This window comes from Boseongicola sp. (genome assembly GCF_057460485.1).
In genome coordinates this window covers 1-7,104 of record NZ_JBVCWP010000198.1, presented here as the reverse complement: position 1 = coordinate 7,104, position 7,104 = coordinate 1, and the positions used below count along the sequence as shown (strand labels likewise).

Annotated in this window: 6 protein-coding genes; 4 read left to right on the top strand and 2 right to left on the bottom strand. The window is 57.3% G+C overall.

What is annotated here, in order from left to right:
* Positions 1-77 precede the first annotated feature (77 nt).
* Together AC221Y_RS17590 and AC221Y_RS17585 are read right to left on the bottom strand one after the other, a co-directional pair.
* A complete protein-coding gene (locus tag AC221Y_RS17590; RefSeq protein ID WP_299757742.1) occupies positions 78-539 on the bottom strand; it encodes a DNA polymerase III subunit chi in 462 nt (153 codons plus the stop codon).
* A 5-nt stretch (positions 540-544) separates the two neighbouring features.
* Positions 545-2,014: a leucyl aminopeptidase gene (locus tag AC221Y_RS17585; RefSeq protein ID WP_486707882.1), complete on the bottom strand. Its 1,470-nt coding sequence runs from the start codon at positions 2,012-2,014 to the stop codon at positions 545-547.
* Between the two features lie 147 nt (positions 2,015-2,161).
* Between AC221Y_RS17585 and lptF the strand changes: the two genes are divergently transcribed.
* The 4 genes from lptF to AC221Y_RS17565 form a co-directional block, all read left to right on the top strand.
* On the top strand, positions 2,162-3,307 hold the full coding sequence (lptF, locus tag AC221Y_RS17580; RefSeq protein WP_486707881.1) for an LPS export ABC transporter permease LptF: 1,146 nt from the start codon (positions 2,162-2,164) through the stop codon (positions 3,305-3,307).
* Complete coding sequence (gene lptG, locus AC221Y_RS17575; RefSeq protein WP_486707880.1) at positions 3,304-4,404, top strand: LPS export ABC transporter permease LptG; 1,101 nt, start codon at positions 3,304-3,306, stop codon at positions 4,402-4,404. Before lptF ends, lptG begins: the two co-directional genes overlap by 4 nt.
* Entirely contained in the window at positions 4,401-6,515 is a 2,115-nt protein-coding gene (locus AC221Y_RS17570; protein ID WP_486707879.1) for an LPS-assembly protein LptD, read from the top strand. The genes lptG and AC221Y_RS17570 overlap by 4 nt, the downstream gene beginning before the upstream one ends.
* A gap of 4 nt (positions 6,516-6,519) precedes the next feature.
* A partial coding sequence (locus AC221Y_RS17565; RefSeq protein ID WP_486707878.1) for a SurA N-terminal domain-containing protein occupies positions 6,520-7,104 on the top strand: 585 nt, incomplete at its 3' end.

Sequence of the window (7,104 nt, the reverse complement as noted above, 5' to 3'; positions counted from 1 at the left end):
GGGTCGCTTCTTGGAATGCGGTATTTAAGCCTGTTCGACCGCATCGAAATCAGCGGCGATCAGATGATACTGGAACCCTAGCTTTTCGGTGTGTTCTCGGCCTTTTTCTGCCAGCGGCCGCCCTCGTCCGCCCAGTATTGCGCCGCAAGCCCCGCGTCTGTCATTGACCGCCATTGCCCGCGCGCATGATCGACGGCCTCTGGATTGGCTCCATCAAACAAGATGCAAACACGTTCGGCGGCTTGCGCTTCGACCACGTCGATCGCCGCCTGACCGACGGCCATCACGCAATGCGCGCCATTGGTCGCGTCACCTTTTGTTAGCAAGATCGGTTGATCTGCATCATGCGGGCCACCTGCGATACCGTGGGGTAAAAAGCCGTCTCCCAACCAAAGCGCACTGTCCAAACGCTTCATCAAAGCGTCGTCGCCGGATCGTACGGCTACACGCCACCCCGCCGCCAACGACTTTTGCAACAGCATCGGCAGGGTTGCTTCAAGCGGATGCTCGGTCAGGTGATAGAAATAGACAGACCCCATCGTTGCTACCCTTCAAATCGATCCGAAACCAAGCGATCCAAGGCACGTACACCCCAGCCCGTCGCCCCCTTGGGCGCCAGCGTCGTTGCCGCGTCCGTGCTGGCAACACCTGCAATATCGAGATGTATCCATGGTGTGTCTTTCTTCACGAACCGCTGCAAAAACTCAGCAGCCGTGATCGACCCCGCAGGGCGCCCGCCGATGTTTTTCACATCCGCAATTCGGCTCTTCAAAGCCCGCGCATAGCCCTCGCCCAAAGGCATCCGCCACGCGCCTTCGTCCTCTGTCGCTGCCGCCGCTAAAAACGATCCCACAAGCGTGTCATCGTTGGAAAACACACCCGCGTTCTCATGGCCAAGTGCGACAATGACCGCCCCCGTAAGCGTCGCAAGATCAATCATCGCACGTGGCTCAAAGCGCTCTTGAGCGTACCACATGATGTCGCACAGAACGAGGCGGCCCTCGGCGTCGGTGTTGATCACCTCTACCGTGTCGCCCTTCATCGATCGCACCACATCGCCGGGGCGTTGCGCACGTCCGTCCGGCATGTTCTCGACCAAACCGACAATCCCGACAACGTTTGCCGCCGCTTTACGAAGCGCCAATGCTTTCATCACACCAGCAACGGTGCCTGCACCGCCCATGTCCATCGTCATTTCTTCCATGCCGCCCGCAGGCTTAATCGATATGCCTCCGGTATCAAACACAACGCCCTTGCCGACCAAAGCAAGCGGCGCTTCGGTGCCGCGTCCGGTCCATTCCATAATCACGACTTTGGAGGGCGTCTCGCTGCCAAAGCCCACGGCAAGAAGCGTTCGCATCCCAAGTTCTTCCAAACGGTCCTCGTCAAGAACCTCAACCTTCAGACCAAGCTCGCGCAAAGCTTCTAGTCGGTCGGCGAAAGTAACAGTTGTCAAAACGTTGGCTGGCTCATTGACCAGATCGCGGGTGAAATAGACACCTTCGGCAACAGCCCGCACCCGCAAAAGGTCACTCTGCAAGTCATCGGGCTTTGCCACCATCATCGTGATCTCAACGGTCCCGCGTTCGCCATGATCGGTCTTGTGATCGCCAAAGGCATAGGCCTTCAGCAGACATCCCATCATTAAGTGTTCAAGTTTCTTCCGCGCGCCAGCAAGGATGAGAACCTCGCCCTTGACAGCACCGGCGCCAATCGCAGCACCTGCGCGACGTCCCGCTTCCGGGTCGGCCGTAAGGTCAAGGCGGATCACTTGCACAGCGTCAGCCCGCATGCCTGTCGGGAAGGCCAGGTCAGTTGCTTCCCCTTCCTTCATTTTGGAAAATGCCGTGCTTTCTGCAAATCGCTCAAGCGCGCCTCGCATCAGCCGGTTCACCCGCCGTGCAGATTGATCAAGTTTGCCGCTTTCAGGCATAAAAATAACGATCCGACCCTCGATCTCGGCTATCTGTTCAAGGCTTGTTTCGCTGAGTGTGAGTGTGGGCAAATCCGTCATTGCGCGCTCCTTCGAATGGCATCCCCACAAAGTAGTCTTCCCGCTTGGCCAAGACCAGCCGATAACGGACATCAATCCGTGCCAATCCCTGTTCCCCGCGCGCGCACTGTGGTTTAAGTCAAGCCAATGTAGCCAGGTCAGTCAGTGATGATCGGACGATTCGACAAATATCTTATGACGCAGCTCTTGACGCTGTTCGGCTTTTTTGCGCTTGTACTTGTGCTTGTGTACTGGGTGAACCGTGCCGTCGTTCTTTTTGACCAGTTGATCGCCAACGGCCAATCAGCGGCTGTTTTCCTTGAAATTTCCGTTCTTTCTTTACCAAACGTAATCCGAATTGTGCTGCCGATTGCTGCCTTCGCCAGCACCCTTTACGTCACCAATCGCCTGACCACAGAAAGCGAACTTGTTGTTGTGCAGGCGACCGGATTTTCGCCGTGGCGACTGGCCCGCGCCGTGGTGTATTTCGGCTTGATTGTAGCAGTCCTGGCTTCGGTCCTTGGTCATTTCCTTGTACCCTCCAGCCTGCGCCAACTGGCCGTCAGGTCCGATCAGATTGCACAGAACATGACGGCGCGACTTTTGACCGAAGGCCAATTCATCCATCCTGCCGATCAGGTGACGTTCTACATCCGGGAAATTTCGCCACAGGGCGAGTTGTTGAATATTTTTTTGTCAGACTCCCGCGATGCAAAGGTCCAAGTCACCTATAGCGCAAGGGAAGCCTTACTGATCCGCGGCGACGACGCGCCTACGCTTATTATGTTCGACGGCATGGCACAGGCATTGGACACCGAGAACCGCCTGTTATCGGTCACGCGTTTTGAAAACTTTGCCTTTGATTTAAGCGGCTTGGTCGAACTGACAGGACTGGGAGGCATACGGCCACAAGAGCTTGGCACTGGCGTTCTGTTGCAAGCAAGCGAAACCACGCAAGCCGTGACCGGAGCTTCCCGCAACACGCTTATATCAGAAGCACACGATCGCTTCGGCAACGCACTGAATGGCTTCGTAGCACCGCTTGTCGGTTTTGCAGCACTGATGCTTGGAGGCTTTTCGCGGTTTGGGATCTGGAGACAAATCGCCGGCGCCATCGGCGCCTTGATCTTCATCCAGATGATCACCCGGATTGGACAGGACATCGTACAGTCAAACGCCAACCACTGGCCTGCCGCCTACATGGGGCCACTTGCCGGAGTAATTCTAGCTGCTATCCTCCTTGAATTGGCGTCGCGACCAGGATTATTCCGGCGAAGACATCGCGTTACAACGCCAGACGGAGGGAGCCCATGACCCTTCATTTCTATTTTGCGCGCCAATTCCTGAAGACGGTTCTGTCCACTATTCTTGTTTTCTTTGTTATCCTGTTTCTTCTCGACATGATCGAGCAAATCCGAAAATTCGGATCGACCGACGCAAGCTTCGGCGCGCTTTTGTCGCTGACCGCGCTGAATGTGCCAGAGACGCTTTACCGCATCCTGCCGCTGATCATGATCCTTGCCACGGTGGCCCTGTTTTTGCGACTGGCAAGGTCTTCGGAACTGGTCGTCACGCGCGCTTCGGGCCGCTCGGCTTTAAAAAGCTTGGTCGCCCCGCTGATCGTCACGTTTGTGATTGGTATCGTCGCCGTCGGCGTGATCAACCCAATCGTTGCTGCAACATCCAAGCAGTACGAAGTCGTGGCAGGACGGCTGACCAACGAAGGCGCATCGACCGTATCGGTCACCCGTGAGGGGCTATGGCTGCGTCAAGGCACGCCGAATGGACAGACTGTGATCCACGCAGAGCGCGCCAACCTGGACGGAACAGTTTTGTTCGGTGCCACATTTCTTGGCTTTGACGCTGACGGTACCCCAAGCTACCGCATCGAAGCTGAAACCGCTCGTCTTACAACAGGTGCATGGCAGATCGAGGGCGCCAAAGAATGGCGCTTTGATCCAAACGCTGTCATCCCCGAACAAAACGCCTTCACCGCGGACCGGATGAGCCTTGCGTCCAACCTCACGCGTGACCAAATTCTCGACAGCTTCGGCACCCCGTCCACCATTCCGATTTGGGAGCTTCCTGCCTTCATCAAGCAGCTTGAAACCGCTGGATTTTCCGCGCGTAACCATCGCACATTCCTGCACATGGAATTGGCGCTGCCGATCCTGCTGATCTCGATGGTGCTTGTCGGCGCGAGCTTCACAATGCGTCACACGCGCATGGGGCGCACAGGGTTTATGGTCATGCTGGCACTGGCACTTGGCTTTAGTTTGTATTTCGTGCGCAACTTCGCCGCCATCCTCGGCGAGAACGGGCAAATCCCCATCCTTCTTGCAGCATGGGGCCCGCCCATCGCCGCCGTTTTGCTGCCGCTTGGGCTCCTTTTACATCTGGAAGACGGATGAGACGCAGTCTTCTTGCCTTCTTTGTCTGCCTTTTGCTCATTCCGGGCTTGGCACAGGCGCAGGCCCTTGCTTCCCTCATCGCCGACAGCGTTATCGTAGACCCGTCAGGACGCATCACCGCCGAAGGGAATGTTGTGGTCTTCTTCGAGGGCAATCGGTTGTCCGCCGAACGCGTCATTTACGATCGCACGACAGATACGCTTTCTATCGAAGGGGCTGTGACGCTTAAGGACGCCTCTGGCAATGTGGTCACCGCAGACGCCGCCACGCTTAACAGTGATCTGCGCAACGGCGTGCTGACGTCGGCCCGTTTGGTACTGGATCAGCAACTGCAACTTGCCGCCGCGCGGATTGCCCGCGTCGATAACCGCTATACAACGCTAAGACGCGTCGTTGCGTCGTCGTGCGAAGTCTGCGCTGCCAATCCTACGCCACTTTGGGAAATCCGTGCCTCGCGCGTGGTGCATGACACCGTGGAACAGCAACTTTATTTTGATGATGCACAGTTCAGGCTGGCAGGTGTGCCGATCCTCTACCTGCCGCGCTTGCGCCTGCCAGACCCCACGCTGAAACGCGCCAGTGGCTTTTTGATCCCCGAACTTAGAACCTCGTCCGACCTCGGCACCGGTCTCCGGTTGCCCTATTTCATCGCAATCGGTTCCCATGCCGACACAACACTCACACCTTATCTTTCGGCATCAACCACAACGCTGGAATTCAACTATCGACAGGAATTACGGAACGGCCGCCTTACTTTTGATGGCGCTGCCACAAGCGACGATATCGGAGGCCGGGGATATTTCTTTGCCAACGGAACCTATTATCTGCCACGCGGGTTTGTCGCGTCCGGGCAGCTCGAATTCGTCTCAGACCCCGGCTATCTTTTCCAATACAACTACTCCTCAAAAGACCGTCTGACGAACGAATTTGCTCTCGACCGTGTGCGCGAAAAAGACCTTTTCCGCGCGAGTGTCACCGAATTCAGGACCCTGCGCGACCTCGAGATCCCGATCCGGGACGCCCTGCCCGACCGGTTCATCGAGACGTCTTATCAACGCGATCTACCCTCGCCGCGCTTTGGGGGCCTGACCACAATCCGTATCGACGCCGCAGCGTTGAACCGCCCTTCCTCGGATGACATTATTGGGCGCGACATGTCGCGGATCGGGTTTGGCGTGGACTGGTCGCGCCGCTCGGTTCTTGGACGAGGCCTAGTGGTTGATACTGAAGCCGCATTGCGGATCGACGCCTATAACATTGGACAGGATTCCACGTTTGAGGCGAACAGCCTGCGCGCCGCGCCGCGCGTCGCGACCGAGCTTAGATGGCCGCATGCCCGTACAACCTCCAGCGGCGCGTCCGAAATCCTTGAGCCCATTCTGCGACTGGATATCGCCAACATCTCTGGCGACGATGTTCCTCTTGAAGACAGCCGAATTGTGGAATTTGACGAAGCCAATCTGTTTGCCCCCTCGCGATTTCCGGGCATTGATGGCATCGAAGACGGGTCGCGCGCGGCTGTTGGTGTAAACTGGCACCGCTCTGATCCAAGCGGCTGGGCGGCAAACTTTGCATTCGGGCGGGTTGCTAGCCTTGATGGTACGCTGGAGTTTTCCGACACAAGCGGCGGCGCGGACGCCGATCAATCCGAATGGCTTCTGGCCGGTCGGCTTTCCTTCGGGGATCGACTTTGGGTGTCGTCACGCTCGCTTTTCGACGACAACGTGGCCTTCACCTTAAGCGAAACACGCGTGGACTGGCAGGCGGACCGTGGCATGCTCACGTCGAGCTATCTTTTTGCGCAGCCCGAACCTGCGGAGGGGCGGAACGAAGAATTGTCGGAGTGGGCCTTTGGGGGCGCGCTTGATCTGAACGAAAACTGGACCGCAAACGCCGACTGGCGCTACGACTTCAACGAGGGCCGTGCTGCCCGCGCCGGGCTTGGCGTCGATTTCTCGACCGATTGCATTCGCATAGACCTTTCGGTAACGCGCCGCTATGCAACATCTACAAGTGTCACTCCAACCACTGACTTTGGCTTTCGCGTGTCATTGCTGGGTGTTGGAAATGGACAAAAGCAAGGGACAAGCCGACCGGTTTGCAGAGGGTAGCCACTTGAAACATCACAATTACATCGCTGTGATAGTGTCGCTAATCGTTGCGATAATCATATTCGCGGTTCCGGCAGATGCCCAAAACCGCTTCCGCCCTGTTGTGCAAGTCGGTGACAACGTGGTGACCGAATATCAAATCACTCAACGCACCCGGTTTTTGTCTCTTCTGCGCGCGCCCGGAGACCCGCGCAATCTGGCGCGTGATCAGTTGATCAACGAAAGCATTCAAATCGAGGCGGCACGCCGGGGCGATAATCTTCCCGGCGAAGACCAAATCCTGCGCGGACTGGAAGAATTTGCCAGCCGGGCCGACCTTACAGCCGAAGAATTCATCGCCGCCCTTGGCCAAGAAGGCGTCGGCGCGGAAACATATCGCGACTTCGTAACAGCCGGGATCGCATGGCGGTCGCATGTGCAGGACTCCTTCCGCGGGCAAGCCCGCGACATCCCTGACGATCTGGTCAATCGCACGCTGGCACGAACCGGAACCGACGGTGGATTGCGCGTGCTTATCTCCGAAATTCTACTGCCTGCGACAACGCCTGAAACAACACGCGCCTCGCGCGCCCGAGCCGCTGAAATCTCG